Source organism: Aphanothece sacrum FPU1, from assembly GCF_003864295.1.
Taxonomy (GTDB): domain Bacteria; phylum Cyanobacteriota; class Cyanobacteriia; order Cyanobacteriales; family Microcystaceae; genus Aphanothece_B; species Aphanothece_B sacrum.
In genome coordinates, this window is sequence record NZ_BDQK01000017.1 from 61,380 (window position 1) to 82,224 (window position 20,845).

The 20,845-nt window shown below is 37.5% G+C and carries 21 protein-coding genes and 1 other RNA gene; 14 read left to right on the forward strand and 8 right to left on the reverse strand.

Annotated elements, in window-relative coordinates:
* Positions 1 to 26 precede the first annotated feature (26 nt).
* The 6 genes from AsFPU1_RS20145 to gshB all read left to right on the forward strand — a co-directional run bounded on the left by AsFPU1_RS20145 (position 27) and on the right by gshB (position 4,329).
* Positions 27 to 1,169 carry a cupin domain-containing protein gene (locus AsFPU1_RS20145; RefSeq protein ID WP_124973647.1) on the forward strand — a complete coding sequence of 381 codons (1,143 nt, stop codon included), beginning with the start codon at positions 27 to 29 and terminating at the stop codon, positions 1,167 to 1,169.
* Between the two features lie 253 nt (positions 1,170 to 1,422).
* A complete protein-coding gene (locus tag AsFPU1_RS20150; protein ID WP_124973649.1) occupies positions 1,423 to 1,683 on the forward strand; it encodes a cupin domain-containing protein in 261 nt (86 codons plus the stop codon).
* A gap of 613 nt (positions 1,684 to 2,296) precedes the next feature.
* Positions 2,297 to 2,773, forward strand: coding sequence for a helix-turn-helix domain-containing protein (locus AsFPU1_RS20155; protein ID WP_124973651.1), 477 nt, complete (start codon positions 2,297 to 2,299; stop codon positions 2,771 to 2,773).
* A gap of 54 nt (positions 2,774 to 2,827) precedes the next feature.
* The gene (locus tag AsFPU1_RS20160) at positions 2,828 to 3,031 is read left to right on the forward strand and encodes a hypothetical protein (protein WP_124973653.1); all 204 of its coding nucleotides are present in this window, start codon (positions 2,828 to 2,830) and stop codon (positions 3,029 to 3,031) included.
* A 60-nt stretch (positions 3,032 to 3,091) separates the two neighbouring features.
* On the forward strand, positions 3,092 to 3,364 hold the full coding sequence (gene grxC, locus AsFPU1_RS20165) for a glutaredoxin 3 (RefSeq protein ID WP_124973655.1): 273 nt from the start codon (positions 3,092 to 3,094) through the stop codon (positions 3,362 to 3,364).
* On the forward strand, positions 3,361 to 4,329 hold the full coding sequence (gene gshB, locus AsFPU1_RS20170) for a glutathione synthase (protein ID WP_124973657.1): 969 nt from the start codon (positions 3,361 to 3,363) through the stop codon (positions 4,327 to 4,329). Before grxC ends, gshB begins: the two co-directional genes overlap by 4 nt.
* 216 nt (positions 4,330 to 4,545) lie before the next feature.
* Here the strand turns inward: gshB and AsFPU1_RS20175 are convergent, their stop codons facing one another.
* The gene (locus AsFPU1_RS20175) at positions 4,546 to 5,754 is read right to left on the reverse strand and encodes an HhoA/HhoB/HtrA family serine endopeptidase (RefSeq protein WP_124973659.1); all 1,209 of its coding nucleotides are present in this window, start codon (positions 5,752 to 5,754) and stop codon (positions 4,546 to 4,548) included.
* A gap of 221 nt (positions 5,755 to 5,975) precedes the next feature.
* Between AsFPU1_RS20175 and AsFPU1_RS20180 the strand changes: the two genes are divergently transcribed.
* From AsFPU1_RS20180 to AsFPU1_RS20190, 3 genes are all read left to right on the forward strand, one after another.
* Positions 5,976 to 7,220 (forward strand): FAD-dependent hydroxylase, encoded by a 1,245-nt coding sequence (locus tag AsFPU1_RS20180; RefSeq protein ID WP_124973661.1) that lies wholly within the window; start codon positions 5,976 to 5,978, stop codon positions 7,218 to 7,220.
* 208 nt (positions 7,221 to 7,428) lie between these two features.
* The gene (locus AsFPU1_RS20185) at positions 7,429 to 8,103 is read left to right on the forward strand and encodes a hypothetical protein (protein ID WP_124973663.1); all 675 of its coding nucleotides are present in this window, start codon (positions 7,429 to 7,431) and stop codon (positions 8,101 to 8,103) included.
* Positions 8,104 to 8,326: 223 nt separating this feature from the next.
* Positions 8,327 to 10,060 carry an ABC transporter ATP-binding protein gene (locus tag AsFPU1_RS20190; protein WP_124973665.1) on the forward strand — a complete coding sequence of 578 codons (1,734 nt, stop codon included), beginning with the start codon at positions 8,327 to 8,329 and terminating at the stop codon, positions 10,058 to 10,060.
* A 300-nt stretch (positions 10,061 to 10,360) separates the two neighbouring features.
* Here the strand turns inward: AsFPU1_RS20190 and AsFPU1_RS20195 are convergent, their stop codons facing one another.
* Positions 10,361 to 11,053 carry an MBL fold metallo-hydrolase gene (locus AsFPU1_RS20195; protein ID WP_124973667.1) on the reverse strand — a complete coding sequence of 231 codons (693 nt, stop codon included), beginning with the start codon at positions 11,051 to 11,053 and terminating at the stop codon, positions 10,361 to 10,363.
* 139 nt (positions 11,054 to 11,192) lie between these two features.
* On the opposite strand from AsFPU1_RS20195, the gene AsFPU1_RS20200 reads away from it, so the two are divergent.
* Complete coding sequence (locus AsFPU1_RS20200; RefSeq protein ID WP_124973669.1) at positions 11,193 to 11,819, forward strand: 2OG-Fe(II) oxygenase family protein; 627 nt, start codon at positions 11,193 to 11,195, stop codon at positions 11,817 to 11,819.
* Between the two features lie 195 nt (positions 11,820 to 12,014).
* Here AsFPU1_RS20200 and hemB read toward each other — a convergent pair whose 3' ends face one another.
* Complete coding sequence (gene hemB, locus AsFPU1_RS20205) at positions 12,015 to 13,001, reverse strand: porphobilinogen synthase (RefSeq protein WP_124973671.1); 987 nt, start codon at positions 12,999 to 13,001, stop codon at positions 12,015 to 12,017.
* A 146-nt stretch (positions 13,002 to 13,147) separates the two neighbouring features.
* Between hemB and ssrA the strand changes: the two genes are divergently transcribed.
* Positions 13,148 to 13,532, forward strand: a transfer-messenger RNA (tmRNA) gene (gene ssrA, locus AsFPU1_RS20210).
* An 89-nt stretch (positions 13,533 to 13,621) separates the two neighbouring features.
* On the opposite strand, the gene AsFPU1_RS20215 is transcribed toward ssrA, so the two are convergent.
* The gene (locus AsFPU1_RS20215; protein ID WP_124973673.1) at positions 13,622 to 14,002 is read right to left on the reverse strand and encodes a hypothetical protein; all 381 of its coding nucleotides are present in this window, start codon (positions 14,000 to 14,002) and stop codon (positions 13,622 to 13,624) included.
* A gap of 435 nt (positions 14,003 to 14,437) precedes the next feature.
* Here AsFPU1_RS20215 and trpS point away from each other — a divergent pair, with 435 nt between their 5' ends.
* From trpS to AsFPU1_RS20230, 3 genes are all read left to right on the forward strand, one after another.
* Positions 14,438 to 15,448: a tryptophan--tRNA ligase gene (gene trpS / locus AsFPU1_RS20220; protein WP_124973675.1), complete on the forward strand. Its 1,011-nt coding sequence runs from the start codon at positions 14,438 to 14,440 to the stop codon at positions 15,446 to 15,448.
* 60 nt (positions 15,449 to 15,508) lie between these two features.
* On the forward strand, positions 15,509 to 16,396 hold the full coding sequence (locus tag AsFPU1_RS20225) for a methylenetetrahydrofolate reductase (RefSeq protein ID WP_124973677.1): 888 nt from the start codon (positions 15,509 to 15,511) through the stop codon (positions 16,394 to 16,396).
* A 622-nt stretch (positions 16,397 to 17,018) separates the two neighbouring features.
* Positions 17,019 to 17,354 carry a hypothetical protein gene (locus AsFPU1_RS20230; RefSeq protein ID WP_227873468.1) on the forward strand — a complete coding sequence of 112 codons (336 nt, stop codon included), beginning with the start codon at positions 17,019 to 17,021 and terminating at the stop codon, positions 17,352 to 17,354.
* A 508-nt stretch (positions 17,355 to 17,862) separates the two neighbouring features.
* Here AsFPU1_RS20230 and AsFPU1_RS20235 read toward each other — a convergent pair.
* The 4 genes from AsFPU1_RS20235 to panD all read right to left on the reverse strand — a co-directional run bounded on the left by AsFPU1_RS20235 (position 17,863) and on the right by panD (position 20,484).
* The gene (locus AsFPU1_RS20235) at positions 17,863 to 18,816 is read right to left on the reverse strand and encodes a J domain-containing protein (protein WP_124973681.1); all 954 of its coding nucleotides are present in this window, start codon (positions 18,814 to 18,816) and stop codon (positions 17,863 to 17,865) included.
* A gap of 58 nt (positions 18,817 to 18,874) precedes the next feature.
* Entirely contained in the window at positions 18,875 to 19,207 is a 333-nt protein-coding gene (locus AsFPU1_RS20240) for a hypothetical protein (protein ID WP_124973684.1), read from the reverse strand.
* A 124-nt stretch (positions 19,208 to 19,331) separates the two neighbouring features.
* Positions 19,332 to 20,024: an HAD family hydrolase gene (locus tag AsFPU1_RS20245; RefSeq protein ID WP_124973686.1), complete on the reverse strand. Its 693-nt coding sequence runs from the start codon at positions 20,022 to 20,024 to the stop codon at positions 19,332 to 19,334.
* A gap of 28 nt (positions 20,025 to 20,052) precedes the next feature.
* Positions 20,053 to 20,484 (reverse strand): aspartate 1-decarboxylase, encoded by a 432-nt coding sequence (gene panD / locus AsFPU1_RS20250; RefSeq protein WP_438357509.1) that lies wholly within the window; start codon positions 20,482 to 20,484, stop codon positions 20,053 to 20,055.
* Positions 20,485 to 20,845 lie beyond the last annotated feature (361 nt).

Below are 20,845 nucleotides of genomic sequence, written 5' to 3' on the forward strand. Positions count from 1 at the left end.
CTGATCATTTATTAGGGAGACTGTAAATGGACCCAAGATTTAATGAGATTTTTACCCAACCCGAAAACTCTATTTTTCAGGTTGTTTTCTATCCCGATCGCATTTATCATGCCCAATATTTGAATGCCACTCGCAGCGATCGCTATCGTTACAATGTTCAGGAAGTCAGAAGCAAGCAGGATCTTAATGTTCTTAAAGGGGAAGTTTATCTCGATGGTCAATTTCTCAGCAATTTTGTGAGAATTGAATATCGTTCTAGTCATTTAGTAGAATTGGCCCGAGAAAAAGGACGTTTCTTACGACAAGAACTTTTGGCTTTTGTGAAAGTGATCCCAGAGAATGGACAAAATATTGCTGAATCTATGGTTAAACTGCTCTATTCTCCCTGGATAGATGCTTATCAAGTCGAAATCTGGGAAACCCTCGAACCCCCAACCAATAATTCCCATGATTTTAAAGTGTTGGATATGATGGGCTATCAAAAACCTATTACCCGTATTCCTGCCTTTAACCCAGCTTTAAGAGATATTAAAGCTCTGAAACAACTAGAACTAGCAGTTCGGGAAAATGATCGGGATCTTCCCTTTGGTTATACCATCAATAATCCTGCTTGGGATAACGATTACGAACGTTCCTATCAAGTTCCCAATACTCCTCAACCGAGTTCTAACTTGAATACCGTCAAGGTGGACAACTATTTGATTAACTTCCAACGGGGTTGGTTTATTCAATCAGAAGATGTAGAACCTGTACGATATTTAAACGCTTTGATGCAACCAAATAACCCAGATTTCGATACCACTGGGACGAATGTGATTGAGATGCGTTGGATTGTACAACGAGATTTAGGCAGTTCTCTCGTCTTCTTCCATGAAGTGACCATTCCTCCAGGAAAAGTGGAAGGAACTCACCGTCATATAGGGTCAGAAGAACTTTACTACATTGTTGAAGGAACGGGTATTGCTTATCTGGGGGTGGGAGATGATCCCAAAACAGATCATTTTCCTACTGTTACAAGAGATATTTTTGGCATAGGCAAAAAAGAATGTAAGGAATTACCAGTTAAACCAGGTAGCGTTATTTATACCAAGAGTGGAGGGATTCATGGTATCCGTAACCCTGGTAATACTCCCCTAAAATTTATCGCCTTCCTCTATCACAGCAGTTAATTGATGTCTACCACCGTCTAAAGGTGAATCGAACTTAAACGACTTAATTTCATCCCCTATAACCACTGAAAATTATCATGTTAATTGTTCATTCCGATGCCGTTTTTAGAGTTGAACCAGGTACGGTTCCTAGCTATAACAGCGATAATACCCTGCTGAGATTGATGGCCTTGCGGCAAAAAACTCAATTAGCTGCAGCAATAAAGTCTTACAAGGATCAGGCCGTAGAGAACCCTTTTTTGCCGTTGATTATATGGACTTACATATTATGCGGCCAGAATGTGGCATCGGGTTACATCGTCATCGAGATAATCAAGAAATCTTTTTTATGATTGATGGTCGTGGGTTAATGGTCGTCGGAGATTGGGCCAAGTTTCCTAACCGAGAACGCTGCTTTGAAATTCGGACACTCCAAGCGGGTCATTTTGCCATGTTAAAAGGTGGAAATCTTCATGGGTTAATGAATGTTACAGATGAAAATGCTTCCCTGTTTATGTTTGGAGGATACGATTAATTATTAAAACCTTTAACAAAGGTTAGTTTGACAAAAGTTATCATAGAAAAAACACTAGCGCTAGGGTATTTCGTATTTTCACCAACCCCACCCTAAAAGGGACGGGGATCAACCGAACCAATTCGGTTGACGAAAGAGGTGAATAGCCCTGCAACGCTTAGCAATCCCACAGACTTCCGAATACCTCCCTAGTTCGGATTCCCTCTAAGCCCGATTGGTACAGGCGTTGCTAAAGACAAGACATGGTTTGCTGAGTGGGCGAAGGGACTTTAAACTTACAAAGGGATTGGCTACGTTAAGTAGTCGGACATAAATAAACAATACTATGTTAAGAAATGTAACTAGGTTGTAACCCCTCTCCCTGCTCCGGCGCTCCCCTGCTCCGGCGCTCCCCTGCTCACTTCACCGTAACGTTTATTTTTGTCGAGTTACTTAGCGGTCAAACCAAAAAACAAATATCTGTCAGCGATGCTAACTGGAAACGGTTAGGGCAGATAGTCTTTAGTAAGGTAACTTTAATTAGACACTCAAACGGTTTAATCGTTACTTGTTAAAGAAATATAAAGCCGTCCTTCGCTTCGCTCAAGGATGGGGTTTCAAACCCAAATTTTCGATGAAGTATATTGGTATAGCTGAAGCAGCATATCTTTTAGGAGTTTGTCGTCAACGAGTACAACAATTACTCTATGCCGGTAGAATTAAAGGGGCTTTTAAAGAAGGAAGATATTGGCGAATTCCTTTATTTAACGGGAAAATGCCCCAAATTATTCCAGGAAAAAGAGGTCCCAAAGGCACTTGGCGTAAACGTCCTCAACAGGCAAAGACTTATATTCATGTCAATACAAAGATAATTCAAGCCAACCGCAAAAAAGTCGATAAAGATCCAGTAATTTGTGTCAGACAGGGTAATAGAGTCAAATATTGTCATAAAGTCGACATTTTAGGGGGACTTTGCCGAGTGGTGTATGACCCCTATCATCCCCAATCTTGTGGCGCAACTGTTTGGGTAGAAGTTAATCCAGTCGTGGCTGAACTTATCGGCAAAAGTAACCCTTTAATCACTCAATCTTTTGCCACTTCTTTTGCATAAACTAAGGTTCAATAACTGTTCACATACAAAAATTCTTCAAGGAGAGGCAAGATAATGTATCAAGATTTTGGCGCAGTTGTGAATAGGGATCAAGTGGAATTTAAGTTATTTATTCCTGATAATACGGTTGATAAGTCTCAATATACCAGAGGAGGATCACCACAAATTCAAGAAATTAGGATTCGGGGAGATTTTCAAGAACAAATAGGGGGTGTTTCAAAGGCTAAGGGATCATCTAGTTTTCTAAGACCCTGCTAAAAAAGCCCCTGACTCTTACCAGGGGTTTTTGCTTATAATAAAGTTTTATATATAGAGATTATGGCCGCTATGGTTGAAATTTACACTTGGAGTACCTGTCCTTTTTGTATTCGCGCTAAAGCCTTATTAACCAAAAAGGGCGTTGATTTTACTGAATATTGTATCGATGGCGACGAAGTAGCGCGAGAAAAAATGGCACAACGGTCTTATGGTCGTACAAGTCTACCCCAAATTTTTATCAATGATCAGCACATTGGTGGTTGTGATGACTTATATGCTTTAGAATCTCAGGGTAAACTTGACCCATTACTGCAAATATCGGTGGTTGAATGAAATTAGCCTTTATTATCGATCCCTTACCCCGTTTAGATCCTGGTCATGATACCACAGTCGCTTTGATGGAAGCTGCCCAAATGGCAGGTCATGAAGTCTGGGTAACAGAAGTTCATCAATTAAGTGTTATTGACGGCAAAGCTTGGGCTATTTTACAGCAAGTTCAATTAACCCCTGTTCAATTACAAGAGGGAAAATGGATAGCTGTTCCTAACTGGTATCAAGTCTCTGCCGGGGTTTTACGATGCCTAGAAGACATGAATGTGGTCTTTATGCGAAAAGACCCTCCAGTTACTATTCGTTATCTTTATGCCACTTATATTTTAGAGTTAATTAATCAGCAAAAAACCTTAGTAATTAATTCTCCTCAAGGGTTACGAGAAGCTAATGAGAAAATGTATACTCTGCAATTTTCTGCGGTGATGCCAGAAACCATTGTTAGTCAAAATAAAGCAATTATTCGAGAATTTGTAGAACAAAAAAAATTAGCTGTCCTTAAACCTTTAGGGGGAAAAGCAGGAGAAGGTATCTTATTTTTAGATCCCGGCGATCGCAATTTTAATTCCATTGTTGAAGTTAGTACCCAACAAGGACAAGAACCAGTCATGATACAGCGTTTTTTACCTGAAGCAAAAGACGGAGATAAACGCATTATTTTACTTAATGGTGAACCTATTGGGGCAGTTAATCGTGTGCCAACGGGTCAAGAATTTAGGGGTAATATGGCAGTAGGAGGACGAGTAGAAAAAACCGAAATTACTCCTAGAGAACAAGAAATTTGTGCTAAAGTTGGCCCAAAATTACGTCGAGATGGCTTATATTTTGTAGGTATTGATGTCATTGGTGGTTATTTAACAGAAGTCAATGTTACCAGTCCTACAGGAGTTCGAGAAATTGATCGTCTTGAGCATACTAATTTAGAAAAACAAGTAATTGACTGGTTAGAATCCCCAGATAAAAGTTAGGGAACGGTCGGTTAGGGAAGAGTCGGTTAGGGAACACTAAAAGAGCGATCGCTTCATTAGTGAGTTAAGAGCTTTAGTCGCTTTTTCTTTTTCATAGTTAAGCTATACAAAGAAAGGTTCCCTACGCAACCTATAATGGCAGTCCACGAAGGTGGACTTTGTTTCTATAGGATAAGGCTTTAGCCTTTTATTAATTATTAGTTTAGCATAGGTTAATTAATTAGCAGGTAGTACCCCAACTTTAACCTCAAGGGTCAAAGATTGACCATCACGTTCAACTTGTAAAGGTAATGTTTGGCCGATGGAAGTTTTTTCCACTGCTTGTTGTACTGTACCAGGATCTTTAAGGGGTTTTTGATCAATTTCTTGTAAGACATCACCAGGTTTTAAACCAGCTTGATCGGCCGGAGAATTTGGAGCAACATTCATAATTAAGATGCCAGTATCAGCTTGAATTGTTAATCCTTTAGTTTGTTGTAATTCCTGTTTAATTTCTGGAGTAATTCCCACCATTTGAATGCCTAAATAGGGATGTTCTGCTTTACCTGTAGAAATTAATTGCTGAGAAATTTGTTGCGCTTTATTAATAGGAATAGCAAAGCCAATTCCTTGTGCATCCTTAATAATAGCCGTATTCATTCCAATTACTTCACCCAGAGAATTCAATAAAGGGCCACCGGAATTACCAGGATTAATTGCGGCATCAGTTTGAAGAAACTCTACCCGTTTATCTCCAACTCCAACTTGAGAACTAAGACGACCAGTAGCACTAATAATTCCGGTTGTTACCGTATTATCTAAACCTAAAGGATTACCAATAGCGATCGCCCATTCGCCAACTTGAAGTTTATCAGAATTTCCCATTTTAATAGTTGGTAAATTATCGGCCTCAATTTTAATCACAGCTACATCAGTTACCCTATCTTCTCCTAATACTTTACCAATTAAAGTACGACCATCTTTTAAAGTAACAGTAACTTGATCTGCTCCATCTACCACATGAGCATTAGTCAAAATTTTTCCATCATTACTAACGATAAATCCTGAGCCTGTTCCCCGTTGAATCTGACTATTAGGAATCTCAGGAATTTGTGACCCAAAAAAGGGATCATTAGAAATAGAGGGATCTTCTGTTTTAACAGTGCGAGAAGCATTAATTCGTACAACTGCTGGCCCTACTTTATTAACCACATCAGTGACAAAATTACCTGAATCAGTAGGAGGTGCTAAAGCTAATTCTGATTGAGCATTAGCGGGTTGTGATTGGGTCAGATTTTTAATATTTTCTGTAATTAATTGGGGAAAATTAATCGCATAAATTCCCCCAACTCCTATACCAATGCCGAAGATAACTAAAGATAAAGAAGTTAAATATTGTTTGCCTTTTGATTGAGTATTATTCATATTAATTTGATTGTCTTTCATGACTATAGCTACCTTTAGATTGCTAATGGGAAGAGAAGAAAGTCAGCCCAGGTGAGGAGCAATCTTTTGGAAAACGGCTTGGGCTGACATTTATTAATGTAGATCGTAGATATGACTTACAGGTGACATGGTTATGACAATTTCATGTCACATTTTTAACAATCAGTTATGATTGTTTTACTACAATTAAAAAAGATCCCTTTTACTAAAAAATTGTTAAAATGACCCTAGAATTGCAAAACTCCCCTAAATCAAGGGACTTGACTCCTTTAGACTGTGATTTGACCATTGTTGGGGGTGGCATTGTGGGTGCTACCTTGGCCAATGCCCTCAAAAATTCAGGACTAAAGATTACTATAATTGAGGCTCAACCCCCGGAAAAATCTGCCACTAAACCCCAAGCTTATGCTCTTTCCCTCCTCTCAGGACGTATTTTTCAAGGAATTGGGGTCTGGGACAAAATGTTGCCTCAGATGGGCAAATTTAGCCATATTGCTCTCTCAGATGCGGATTATTCTGGGATAGTCAAGTTTCAAACCTCAGATTTAGGAACGGATTATTTGGGCTATGTAGGGCAACACAACAGCATTTTAAAGACCCTTCAAGAGGCGATCACGGGTTATTCTAATATTAGGTCGTTATGTCCGGCTAAAGTCGTTCAGGTCGATTATGAAGCGACTCAAGCTATCATTACTCTGGAGATAGCTCGACAAGTTCGACAAGTTCGCACAAAATTAGTCATCGGGGCTGATGGCGCGCGATCGCCAATTCGCACTTTAGGGGGTATTAAAACCCAAGGTTGGAAATATTGGCAATCTTGTATCACCTTTACTATTAAACATAATTGCCCTCGCAATGATATCGCTTTTGAAAGATTTTGGTATAGTGGGCCAATGGGTATTTTACCTTTACAGAGAAACCTTTGTCAGGTTGTTTGGACTGCCCCTCACACTCAAGCAAAAGCAATTCAAGAATTACCAGAATCAGATTTTTTAGCTCAGTTAAAAGAACGGACTCAAGGGTCATTAGGAGAGATAGAATTAGTGAGCGAGCGTTATTTATTTCCGGTACAATTAATGCAGAGTGAGTGTTATATTAAGCCTCGATTAGCATTAGTTGGAGATGCGGCTCATTGTTGTCATCCGGTGGGAGGACAAGGCTTAAATTTAGGGATTCGGGATGCGGCCGCTTTAGCACAAGTGTTACAAGAAGCAAATCAAAAAGGGGAAGATATAGGAGACTTAAAAGTATTAAAAAGATATGAGAGTTGGCGAAGACAAGAAAATTGGTTGATTTTAGGATTTACTGACTTTTTAAATCGGTTATTTTCTAATAATTGGTTGCCCTTGGTAGCAATACGTCGGTTAGGCTTAGAATTGATGGGTTTAGTGCCTCCATTTAAAAATTTAGCCTTGCGATTAATGACAGGTTTACTGGGAAAAATACCTCAATTAGCTAAAAATTGAGATCTCATTTATTGCAAAAAAATACGTTTTTATACCCGGTCGGGTTAAGCTATACAAACAAAGCCCGCAAAGGCGGGCTGGCTCTCCCGTATGTGTGGTGATAAGTAAAGCTTATAATTCGTGTCATTTTGCAGGTCGCTTATCTTCGTTGGTATTGTGAAGATGAATGTAACATGAGATTAAGACCTGATCATTAATCTGTGCAATTATGGAGTCAACCTCATTAAACTTAGTGGCGATCACTATTTTCGTCATGATGTTATCAGCCTTACTTGGCCCTATTTTCCACCTATCCCCCTTCATCCCTGCTGGTACAACGTTAGGAATTTTAGGATTAATGACCCTAGATACTTTAAGCTGGAAAGGTAAAGGGTTAACCTTATTATTAGATTTTTTTGCTTCGGCCGAAGATCGTCAACGAATTATTCATCATGAAGCGGGTCATTTTTTAGCTGCTTATTGTTTAGGAATTCCTATTAATGACTATACTTTATCTGCTTGGGAAGCCATAAAAAAAGGTCAACCAGGAATAGGATGTGTACAATTTAATGATACTTTTTTAGCTGAACAAAAAATACTAGAAACTCCTCTAATTATAGAACGATTTTCAACAGTTTTAATGTCAGGAATTGCTGCAGAAATTGTTATTTATGGTCAAGCTAATGGAGGAGAAGAAGATCGGCAAAATCTGAGAGAATTAATGATAGTATCAGGAATCAATCAAAACCATTATCAAACAAAAGCAAATTGGTCTATTTTACAAGCAAAAAATTTAATTATTAGAAATCAAGAAACCTATGAAGAATTAGTAAAAATGATGGAAAAAAGGCAATCAGTTGCAGATTGTTATCAATTACTACAAGAAAAACTTAAGCAAAATTAATTAGCCAAAATTTTGTAGGGGCGGGTTTTTCTTAACCCGCCGGAGGTTTTTTACATAAATCAATGATTTTCACCAAAAAAACTAGATAAACCCGCCGGAGTTTTTTTTACATAAATCAATGATTTTCACCAAAAGAACTAGATAAACCCACCCTGCTATGTGTAACTAATTTTGTTTAAGCACTTAGCACTGCTATATAATAGAAAAAATATTATAATCCCTCATGGTAGCAAGAAGACTTAAACAATTAGGAAAATATCTACTTCCCCACTGGCGAAATATCACATTAGGAATGGTTTCCTTATTGCTAGTTAATGGCTTAGGGGTCTATATTCCCCTATTAATTCGGGATAGTATTGATGATTTGCGTCAAGCTTTCAGTTTTGACCAAGTATTAAAATATGTGGGGTTAATTTTAATTTTAGCCTCAATTATGTTGGTCATTCGTATGGTATCCCGTCTCTTGATTTTTGGGTTAGGAAGACAAGTAGAATTTGAGCTAAAACAGGGTATTTTTGAACATATTCTTAGCCTTGAACCTGCTTATTTTTCCACTCATACATCAGGAGATTTAATTAACAGGGCTACTAGCGATGTGGATAATATTCGTCGTTTAGTAGGGTTTGCTTTACTCAGTATCATCAATACTATTTTTGCTTATGCTTTAACGCTTCCAGCCATGTTTAGTATTGATCTAAATCTAAGTTTATTAGCCGTTACCGTTTATCCCTTAATGTTAATTACGGTACAAGTATTTAGTAGAAAACTGCAAGAACAACAATTAGCCGTCCAAGAAAACTTATCAGATATTAGTGAATTAATACAAGAAGATATGAGTGGCATGGCCTTAATTAAAATCTATGCCCAAGAAGACAATGAACGTCGAGCATTTGCCCTTAAAAATGAACAATTATTAGCAGCTAATTTATCTTTAGCTCAAATTCGCAATTTACTGTTTCCTTTAATTGAGGCATTATCCTATATTAGTTTACTGTTATTATTAGCATTTGGCACTACTGCTATTGCCAAAGGAGTTATTAGTATCGGCGATTTTGTCGGATTAATTATATTAGTAGAAAGATTAGTTTTTCCCACTGCTTTATTAGGGTTTACTATTACTTCTTATCAACGGGGAGAGGTTAGTATAGATCGGGTAGAAGCTATTTTTCAGGCTCAATCTAAAATTCAAGATAAAGCGAATACAATTAATTTACCCAAAAAAGAAATAAAAGGAGAAATTACTGCACGTAATTTAACTTATACTTATCCTGGCTCTTTAGTACCTGCTCTTAAGAATATTAACTTTACCATTTATCCAGGAGAAACCGTTGCTATTGTAGGACCTATTGGGTCAGGAAAATCTACCTTAGCCAATGCTTTACCTCGTTTATTAGATATTAATTCTCAACAAATATTCTTAGATGGAAAGGATATTACAGAGTTAAAATTAAGGGAATTAAGAGATGCGATCGCTTATGTTCCTCAAGATAGTTTTCTCTTTAGCACCACCATCTACAATAATATTTGTTATGGTGATCCTATGAAAGATCCTTGTGAAGTAGAATTAGCAGGAAAAAAAGCTCAAATAGATGCAGAGATTCTCAATTTTCCGCAACAATATCAAACTTTAGTTGGAGAAAGAGGAATTACTTTATCAGGGGGTCAACGTCAACGAACAGCCTTAGCAAGAGCATTATTAATGGACGCACCTATATTAATCTTAGATGATGCCCTTTCGAGTGTTGATAATAAAACCGCAACTAATATTTTAGAAAATTTTTCTAGGGAACAAAATAAAACCGTTATTTTTATCTCTCATCAATTATCAGCCGCAGCACAAACAGATAGACTTTTTGTAATGGATAATGGTGAAATTGTACAGATGGGAACTCATGAAACTTTAGTCAAACAACCTGGACTCTATCAAAATTTGTGGAAACAACATCAGTTAGAATAGTAATGCTTGGTTCTTCGGTATATGTTATGTTAAATTATCATAAATAATGAACCTTAACTCTTTAGAGTTAAGCTAGATAAACAAAGGTTGCCTACGCAACCTATCATTTAGTCCACGAAGGTGGACTTTGTTTTTATAGCATAAGGCTTTAGCCTTTTATCCATTATCTAAATCTTTGTTAATAAGCTAAGACGCATTTAAACAGGGTATTTGGTTGTTTAGTACAAGAGCTTAAACTCCTTCTCCGGTGCTCCCTTTGCTCCGGCGCTCCCCTGCAATCTCAACTAGCAATTTATATGCTTAACAGCTTACCTTACCACAACTTTCATTAGCAGGAAGGGCTTCCATCATTTTTTGGGGATTAGGTAAGTTAAGATTGTTCATGAAGACAATGAAATTAGCCCGATCTCGCCCCACAAAACGAGGATTCCATTGTTTTTCTTCTCCAATAGTAGATACAGTTTGTCCACGATAATCATGACCAGGATAAACAATAGTTTCATCAGGAAGATTAAACAGTTTTTGAGTTACTGAATCATACAAAATTCCTGCATCCCCACTTTGAAAATCTGTCCGTCCACAACCTCTAATAAATAACGCATCTCCTGTTAATATATAGTGTCCGTTAACTAAATAGGCCATGTGAGTGTCAGTATGGCCAGGAGTAGCGATCGCTTTTATAATTAGACTACCAATGGCTAAGGTTTCGTCATCTTTAATCATTCGGTCGGCACAAGCAACTTGGGCGTTTTCGGGTACAATACCTAAACATCCGGTAATTTCTCTTAATTTACCCGTTCCGGTGATATGATCAGCATGGATATGAGTTTCTAGACAATAACACAAGGTTAAGTCCAATTCTTGTAATAACTGGAGATCGCGTTCTACTTGTTCTAAAACAGGATCAATAAGTACCGCTTGTTTAGTGGCGCGATCGGCGATCAAATAAGTATAAGTTGATGATTCCCTATCAAATAGTTGGCGCAATAACATAGGTTTATTAAATTAAATATGATTAACACATTTTAATATAAAAGGTGGAACAGGCATCTTGCCTGTTGTTCACCCCTAAATTTGCATCAGTTCTCAAGAAGTATTATCATAAAAAAAGTCTAAGTAAAAATTCATCAAGTTGTCTTACTATCATCAACATTCCCAGGCATTTTCTCCCACTTATCTCAGTGAGTTGCAAGGGCAAATCTTAGCGTCTCCTTACTTTACAGTAAATAATCTCAATCGAGACTTTATCGGAACAAAAGGCTTTTCTCTTGTGTTTCAACGTTCTTATTTAACCCAAGTTGCCCAAAATTTTCCTTATTTTAAACCTTATTTAAACCGAGTTGTCCAACCAGAATGTAATGCTTTTTATCTCAATCCCTTACTCCTGGAAATGGGTTCTCGTGTTGATTTTCATATTGATCGTTCTTTACGATCTTACTGTGAAACGATCACCCCACCTTTGGTAGTTAGTGTACTTTATATTAAAGTTCCAGGAGATTTATTAGGAGGAGAACTCATATTACGATCAAATAAGAAACAACTTGCACAAATTCGCCCACAAGTCAATAACTTAGTCTTTTTTCAAGGTGATTTAAGTCATGGTGTTAACCCAGTTAAAAGTTCAGGGATTCGTCTAAGTTTAGTCTGTGAACAATATAACCTCGATGATGAACAATTGAGAGAAATTCCCGATTTTAAACTAGAATCACGGGCTATTAAATCGGAAAAAAAAGCTAATAAATCTAAAAAAAGACGGTAGGCCGATACACTGTCCACCCTACTATAGTAGGACTTACGCAAGGACACTAAACGTAGGATGTGTTCCCAACGCATCCCACTATCTATAGCGTATTTAACTATTTTTTGCGTAAGTCCTATATAGAAAATCGGGCGGGTTTATGGAATTTATTGGTAAAAATAATAAATTGTTGTGAAAAACCCGCCCCTACATCAATTAATCTTCAGCTAACCAACGCACCGCATCTTTAGCATGATAAGTTAAAATTAAATCAGCCCCCGCCCGTTTAAAACTGGTAAGGGTTTCTAAGGTCACTTTTTTCTCGTCAATCCACCCATTAAGAGCGGCCGCTTTGACCATAGCATATTCACCAGATACATTATAAGCCGCCACCGGAAGGTCAGTCATCTCTTTAACCCGCCAAATAATATCCATATAAGATAAAGCAGGTTTAACCATCAACATATCTGCCCCCTCAGAGATATCTAAATCTACCTCTTTTAACGCTTCTCTGGCATTACCAGGGTCCATTTGATAAGTACGGCGATCGCCAAACTGAGGGCTAGAGTCCGCCGCATCCCGAAAAGGGCCATAATAAGCAGAGGCATATTTAGCCGCATAAGAAAGAATAGGAATATGTTCAAATCCCCACTCATCTAAACCTTCTCGAATCGCTTGTACAAACCCATCCATCATCCCAGATGGGGCAATAATATCAGCCCCCGCATTAGCTTGAGAAACGGCTGTTTTTTTCAATAATTCTAGGGTAGGATCGTTTAATACCCGTCCAGTTAAATCTCCCACTTCCAGATAACCACAATGACCATGACTGGTATACTCACACAAACAAGTATCCGCAATAACCACTAAATCGGGAACCGCTTTTTTAACTGCTGTAGCTGCCTGTTGTACGATACCATGATCATGCCAAGCCCCCGTAGCTTCAATATCTTTGATTTCGGGAATACCAAAGAGTATAATAGCCGGAATACCAAGATCGTAAACTTCTTTGGCTTCTTCGACAATCTTATCAACAGACAGTTGATAAACTCCAGGCATAGACTTAACTTCTTGCGCGACGCTATTGCCAGGAACAGCAAATAAGGGATAAATTAAATCATTAGGAGTCAGAATCGTTTCGCGCACCATGCGGCGTAGTTGAGGGTTTTGGCGCAAACGGCGAGGGCGGTTAAGAGGAAACATAAGCAATAGATTATTAAGACAACACAAACGCTTCTTTGATAGTGTACGGCGATCGCGTTCTGGTCACGCCTAAATCTTCTGACTCCTCAATGATTTGTAACGTTGTCAATTTATTAAAGAAGCATTATAATGAGATGAGAACACAAGGGGCCGCAACGGTTTCGACAGGTTGGCGAAAGCTGACTCGTGATTCAGGTCGAGAGTGAGTCTCCTCTCGGAAATCCAAGGCTCAAACAAAAAAGTAACTGCGAATAACATCGTTAGCTTCAAGCGTGTAGCCGTCGCTGCCTAATAGACTCGTCAGAGTACGCTTACTTCTAGTCTGACTCCGTTAAGGATTAGAGGTAAACCCCAACGGATGCACTTAATATCTACCTCTGGTTAGCTATTAAGTAAAGACTTTACTAGAGCATCCCACCATTCGGGATAATGAATGGTTCTCGCCCTGAGGATTAGAGGGGCTAAACCTGTGAATGAGCGGAAGGTAAATACCCAGTCTGGACAGCAGTTCGACTCTGCTCGGCTCCATTATAACCCTAATAAATAACCTAGAATTAAAATTCTAGGTTACAATAAATATGAAACAAAACTAACTTTAATTCTGGTAGATTTTCTCAAATTTAACGACGAGTTTTCACTTGACGAGCTAAATCTTTAAAAGCGTTTAAACTAGGGCCAGGAAGACGACGACTAGTAGGAAGAATCAAAAAGTTAGTCGCAAATTCTACTTCTTTGGGTTCTTCTTTTTTTACCACTGGAGCAACAGCAACTTTTTGCTCTTGAGGAGCTTCTATTTTAGCTGCTTTCTTAACAGATGTTTTCTTACTTTTTGTCGCTTTAGGAGCTTTTCCATTAGCAGTTTCGGCAACTGTTTCTACAGCTTGAGGTTCAGCAACTTGAACAGGAGCTTCTATTTTAACTTTACTGGCTTCAGTTTTTTTATCTTCCTTTAACTCCAAGAAAAATTCTTGTTTTTTGCCACCAAATAAACCTTTAAACATCTCCTAAACATCTCCTAAAAAAATTAATCTATCACACAAACTTGATCAGTTATATTATTATCAACTCAGAAAAAGTAATCTTTTGCAATTATTTTTTACAAAACTTAATATATTGAGAATCCTTCAAGAAAATCATTGAGTATAAATACTTAGCTGTGCAGCCTAAATAAGTCTATGTCCAAAAGTAGAGTTATTCAGGCATAATTATAAAGAAATAAGTAGGTAGACAAAATTAATTACACAAAATTTGTAGGGGCGGGTTTTTGTAGGGGCGGGTTTTTTACATAAATCAATGATTTTCACAAAAAAGTTAAATAAACCCGCCCTTACTACAGTTGTTACTTAACCATTACGACTATATCAAAACCCGCCCTAGCTGTGCAATTAATTTTGCGCGCGGTACTTAATACCAATAAAATTACCAATTAAGATAGAATGGGCAAACAACGAGTTTTATCAGGGGTACAACCTACCGGAAACCTCCATTTAGGCAACTATTTAGGGGCAATTCGTACCTGGGTAGACATCCAAGAAAACTATGATAACTTTTTCTGTGTCGTAGATTTACACGCCATTACCGTGCCTCACGACCCCAAAAGCTTAGCCCAAGATACTTATACTATAGCTGCTCTTTATTTAGCTTGTGGCATTGATTTAGAATATTCTACTATCTTTGTTCAATCTCATGTTACTGCTCATAGTGAATTAGCTTGGTTATTAAATTGTATCACGCCCCTTAACTGGTTAGAAAGGATGATTCAGTTTAAAGAAAAAGCGGTTAAACAGGGAGAAAATGTCAGTGTTGGATTATTAGATTATCCCATATTAATGGCTGCTGATATACTTTTATATAATGCAGATCGTGTCCCTGTGGGTGAAGATCAAAAACAACATTTAGAATTAACCAGAGATATTGCTGCTCGTTTTAACGATCAATTTGCCACCCGACAAAAGCCTGTTTTAAAGATACCTGAACCTTTAATTCGTAGTGAAGGAGCTAGAGTAATGAGTTTAACAGATGGCACTCGTAAAATGTCAAAATCTGACCCTTCTGATCTAAGTAGAATTAACTTATTAGATCCCCCTGAATTAATCGATAAAAAGATTAAGCGGTGTAAAACTGATCCCGTTCGTGGTTTAGAATTTGACAATAAAGATCGACCAGAATGTAACAATTTATTGAGTTTATATGGTTTACTTGCAGGTAAGACAAAACAAGAAGTTACCTTAGAGTGTCAAGAGATGGGGTGGGGACAATTTAAACCTTTACTCAGTGAAACAACGGTTGAAGCTCTTAAACCTATTCGGCTAAAATATCAAGAAATCATGGATAATAAAGATTACTTAGATAAGGTGTTGCGAGAGGGGAAAGAAAAAGCCCAAACCGTTGCTAATCATACCCTAAGTGAAGTCAAAAAAGCATTAGGTTATTTACCTTCTCTATAAAACTGTAAATCACAATTATCCCCAAAAGTCAAGTTACTCATTCATTTTGTTATCAATCTTATGATTAATCGTTTTCGTCAAGCTGTTCAAAATAAAGAATTTCTGATCACCGCAGAAATTACTCCACCGAAAGGAGGAAACCCTACCCGAATGTTAGACATGGCTAAAGGTCTTAAAAACAGGGTTCATGCTGTTAATATTACTGATGGGAGTCGGGCTGTTTTACGAATGTCTTCCGTGGCGGCTTCTGCTTTATTGTTACAATACGAAATAGAACCTATTTGTCAAGTAGCTTGCCGCGATCGCAATGTAATTGGTTTACAATCAGATTTAATGGGAGCTTATGGGTTAGGATTGCGTAATGTTTTGGCCTTAACTGGAGATCCGATCAAAGCGGGAGATCATCAAAAAGCCAGGGCCGTTTTTGAGTTAGAATCAGTTAGATTGCTCAAATTAATTGATAATTTGAATCGGGGAGTAGATTTTAATAATAAACATCTTCCTGATGATGCTTTAGATTTATTTGCCGGTGCTGCTGTTGATCCTCAGTCTCCGAGTTGGTCAGGTTTACAACGAAGATTTGATGCAAAATTGGCTGCAGGGGCGCAATTTTTTCAGAGTCAATTGATTACTGATTTCGACAAATTAGATAAGTTTATGCACCAATTGGCAGCGAAAACAGATAAGCCAATTTTAGCAGGAATTTTCTTATTAAAATCGGCCAAAAATGCTAAATTTATTAATAATAATGTGCCAGGAGTTGCCATTCCTGACAGTATTATTCAACGGTTAGCTGATGCGTCAGACCCTTTACAAGAAGGGGTTAAAATTGCAGCAGAACAGGTAAAATTAGCCCAACAATTGTGTCAAGGGGTTCACATGATGGCTATTAAACGAGAAGATTTAATTCCTCAAATTCTTGATTTAGCAGGCATTTTTCCGATTTAATACTATAGTAGGTTGGGTTGAGGAACGAAATCCAACAAATTACCCCCAATACACAAAATTAATAGCTTAACTCTTAAGAGTTAAGCTAAATAAACAAAGATTGCCTACGCAATCTAGAATTTAGATAAGTAGGTAGACAAAATTAATTACATAAAATTTGGGTTCTAGGGGACAAATTATGCTAAACTAATAATTAATAAAAGGATAAAGCCTTATCCTAATAGAAACAAAGTCCGCGAAGGTGGACTCAATTGTCGGTTGCGTAGGCAACTTTGGTTTGTATAGCTTAACTCTTGAGAGTTAAAGTCTATTATTTGTGATAATTTAGCATAACTTATCCGGTAGAACCAATATTTTATACAACAATTGACAATGAACAATGGACAATTGACAATTACCTCTACCTAAAAAGTAAAGAGAGAAATAAGGGAAATTTTTTTTGATTTCTCCCCTTTAAAGAGGAGGTTTTAAACCAAATTAACCAATTGTCAATTGTCCATTGATAACTTTGACAGACTGTCTTTTGACGGTTCGTTTATCTTTATCGTAGAATAAAAGTCCATCAAGCAGACCTATTCATAAACTGATGGCAAGCGAGTTGAAACCTAATAAATTTATTTCTATGCAACAAACAGGGGTTTGTGATCAAAAGAAACCAAAATTGATTTCTATTGGTATTACCCCGACAGGTTATATTGCTATTGGGGTGACACCGATGGGGATTATTGCTATTGGCATTGTGCCAATGGGAATTATTTCTTTTGGGGCAGTTGCCATGGGAACTATTGCCACAGGGGTAGTGAGTATGGGAATTGCTGCTTTTGGGGTAGAAACTATGTCTTTATTGAATTTAGGACAATGGCAAGTCGGCCCCGTACAATTGAAGTCAGAACCCCATAATCATCATCATCCGACACAAAAAGATTCAACTTCGGATATGCCGGGAATGCACCATTAGTAGTAAAGTTTGTGCTTTATTCATTTTTCTTTCTGGCCCTTAAGAATAAATTGTCGTACAAATTTTTAGCTTGTAACGGGCAAGATGCCCATTCCACAATTATAATGACCGATAGTTAAGTTTTGTAAATATTAGACATTTTTGCAAAAGGGTCTGCTACTATACAGACATAGGCACAAAGAAGCTAATAAAACTTCTGTTAAAGGAATTGATTTTGAGCTAGTGCCACCTGCTCTAATCAACATAATGTCTTTGCACGACGACATCATTATAGAGAATTGATGGTATCGCCCCATGACTGTAACTCATGTTCGTTAGGAATGTGTCAGGGTCTGAGCCATAATCAACACCTGAGTCGGCGAAAGGATGTCGCAAACGTAGTTAAGCCATTGTGAGATCGGTGTCCACCTTTAGTTATTTTTTGGCTAATTCTTTTCAAATTTTAGGAGTCCATATCCTTTGTACACTGATTAACCCGCCTCCGCAGGCGGGTGAATTATGCTGTAGACTATTTTGATTTAAACCATTGTTGAATTGAGTTAATTCGTTCTGCTTGGCGTTGAGAACGAATGATATACTGTTCATAAGCCCCATTGAGACGGGCGGTGATTTGATGAGCGAGGGGATGTAAAGTAAGATCAGGATGCCAGAGACGAAGGAGATTTTTATAAGCTTGTTCTACTTTAAACGGGGAAGAAAAGGCGGTAATTCCCAAAACTTTCCACCAGGGTGAGGACACATCAAAAAAATCCTGATTAATAGGGGGGGAGTTTTCAGTAAATAACCATTGTAACCTATCCCAAGGTGTTCGGTAACATATGAGATAAATAGCCTTCATAGAAGCTAAGCCTAGTTTTTGAGTGGCTTGTTGATGCCACTTTTGGAAAGCACATAAATTAGCCCAAGTCCAAACAATAGGGTTATCTTGGGCTAAAGATTCTAAAACGCCCTTTATTATGGGTTGAGGTTCAGGTAAAGTCAGTAATAAGGATAATTCTGGGTTAACTTGATCAGATAAAAGCTGATACTTCCATTCCCAGTAGTTAACCCCTGGTTGGGCTAAATTTTTCCGATAAAAAGCAAGCCAACCTACTTGCCAAATACAAGCAAATGGGGTTACTAAAGAATAATATTGCCCGTTTAAACGACTTTGGGGGATATCTTCTAAAAGACAAGCCAAAGGAGTGAGTAAAGGGGTTGCTAAGGGGTAAAATTGCCCTGTTAAATAACTTTGAGGGATATCTTCTAAAAGACAAGCCAAAGGAATGAGTAAAGGAGTTGCTAAAGGACAAGATTGCCCTGTTAAATAATTTTCAGGGATATCTTCCAAAAGACAAGCAAGAGGAATAGATGGCCACTGACGGGGTTTATAAGGAGAAAATAGCAAACAGATACAACAGAAAAGCAGGCAAAATAGAAGTGTAGGAACCAGGTAATCATTGATAACAGCCAGTAATTCCATGGAAACAATGACTAAAGAGCAATACAAAACATATTACACCAGTAACACGAAAGACGATTTAACTGTTTCTCGCGTCAACCCGCAACCGATTTAATTCTTCCACTAATGCCGGTAGATTGGCTTTAGATTCTTTATTTAATGCGTTTCTGCTACTTATCCACTCCATAAGTAATTGTTCTTCTTCTTTTTCATCTCCTAAATCCATGGACATAAACCGATAAAAGTAGGGAATATCAAACTCAAGATAATGACTAATAATATCAAAAGGTGCAACAGTCCAATCAATCTGCCAAACTTGTTTTGTTAGACCTAGAATAACTTTGGCTACAGAGTTGCCTTCATGTTTTGCTATAGCAGCATCCAGTGCTTCAATTAACTTTTGTTTATCCATACAAGCTCCAGAGGGATTACTCCTACTATTTGACTATATAACCGGCCTCAATAGGTTATTTGGTTTATGTAACTTTACAAACTGTATAATTACTACAAATCTAACTCATTAGGTTATGCTTAGCTTAAGTTAAGAGTTCAGTGACTCTTTCTAACTCTAAATCTGAAAAATAATCAATAGCCCAATTGGAAATTCTTTGCATAAAATGAAAGGGATAAGTATTAGCAATACCTACTACTTGCATTCCGGCCCGTTTGGCCGCTTCAATGCCGGCCGGTGTATCCTCAATCACTAAACAATCTGTGGTTTTTAAGAATAGATTACTATCTAATTTATTTAAACGTTCAACCGCTAATAAATAGCCATCGGGATCAGGTTTACTGCCCTTAATCTCATTCCCAGCTACAATCACATCAAATTCTGATAAAATCCCGGCTTTATTTAGAATAAATAAAACTTCATCATGTAAAGAACCTGTGACTAAACCAATGAGTAATTGTCGCTGTTTAATTTGTAAGATAAACTCATTTAATCCTGAATAAATTGGTAATTTCTCTAAACTTTCTATGCGTTTTCGATAAGCTTGATGTTTAGCTTCAATTAATTTTTTTAGATATTCTTCGGAAACAAATCTACCTCGACGAGATAAAATATTCTGAAGACAAGCCCGATCACTTCTTCCTAAACATAATTGTTGATAGTCAGAGGTATCAGGGCGTAAATTTTCCCTTAATAAAATATCATTAATTAATTCCCGATGAATTGCTTCATCGTTAATGATCACGCCATTAAAATCAAACAAAATTGCTTTTAACATAAGGATTTTATTTAAAGAATAAATTCTCTTAAGGTGTCATCATAGGTTTCTCACAAGTTGAAGTGCTATGAAATTCAACATTTTCTCCATTTTGACAAGGAACTAGGGTTTGTATCAAAAATTCTTGAGTCTGGTTATTTTCATCCGTGACTAAGACTTTGGCCCGGTGTCCATCCCGTAAGACTTCAATGCGATTGCGTTGTTCATAAGCATAGATAATTAAGCGATCGCCCTTTTTACATAATAAAGCGGCCCCCCCATTAGGGCAAATTTCCCCCGTACCGGACGCACCTGGGATAACATAAGTAGAAAAACGATGACCATTGTTGAGATTGATGATATCCACTTCTTCCAGGGGAAGAATGCCTACTTTATCAAGTAAGTCGGGATCAACTGTGATGCTACCGACATAATTAACATTCGCTTCGGTAACGCTTACTCGATGCAACTTAGCGTGCATTAATCTAATGTAAGTCAAATTAGCCTCTATGCTTTATATGTAAGGGTTTTTAAGTTTGAGGTAAAAAGAGGTAAGCATTTAACTTCTGTGTTACTTCGATTACGGTGTTTTGACCGTTATTTATATTTCAGTCATACTTTATTCTATACCGTCTATCAATCCTTCTATGATGCCATACATAACATTCCCTTGATCGTCATTGCGGAAAATAATTTCTCCGGTTGCTAAAGTTTGTTCTGGTTGAGATTTAAAGAGTTTGATAGTTTCAACAGGACTTAATATTAATTTAACCTAAATAAAAATCTATAGATTCAGTATCAAATTTTACACTATCTTGATTAAATTTTACTATTGTTTAAGC